This window comes from Rhizobium sp. AQ_MP, from assembly GCF_014237835.1.
Lineage (GTDB): Bacteria > Pseudomonadota > Alphaproteobacteria > Rhizobiales > Rhizobiaceae > Allorhizobium.
The window spans coordinates 1-474 of sequence record NZ_JACJVI010000069.1 but is presented as its reverse complement, the minus strand read 5'-3'; the positions used below and the strand labels follow the sequence as shown (position 1 = coordinate 474).

General features: G+C 64.3%; 1 protein-coding gene. It reads left to right on the top strand.

All coding sequences use genetic code 11. The annotated features are described in order from the left end of the window. Window positions 1–474 (top strand): SDR family oxidoreductase (locus tag H6M51_RS24245; RefSeq protein WP_185812317.1); only part of this gene is annotated, 474 nt, incomplete at both ends.

The window sequence follows — 474 nt, the reverse complement described above, 5'->3', positions numbered from 1 at the left end:
GGTGGCGGAGCGTTTCCAGTCGCTCGACGCGCTGTTCATATTCGCGGCCGTGGCAGAGTTCGCGCCGTTCGATCAAGTCACAGAGGATAGCTTCGACCGGCAGTTCGCCATCAACACGAGAGGCGCGTTCTTTGCTATGCAGCGGCTTGCGCCGCTCATCAGGGATGGTGGCTCGATTACCGCCGTCACCGTTACGCCCGCGACGGCCACGCCGTTGATGAGCGTCTATATGGCGACCAAGGGAGCGGTCCGCGCCTTTAGCCAGGTTCTCGCCGCCGAATTGCTCGGGCGCCGCGTAAGGGTCAACTGCCTCGCGCCCGGCTTCATCGATACCCCCACTCTCGGCGTCGCCGGTCTATCGCCCGAAGACCGTCGCGAACTCGCAGAAATCGGTGATCTCGCCACTCCGATGAAGCGCCACGGCACCGTCGAGGAGATCGCCGCCGCCGCTCTGTTCCTGGGCTTCGATGCGAC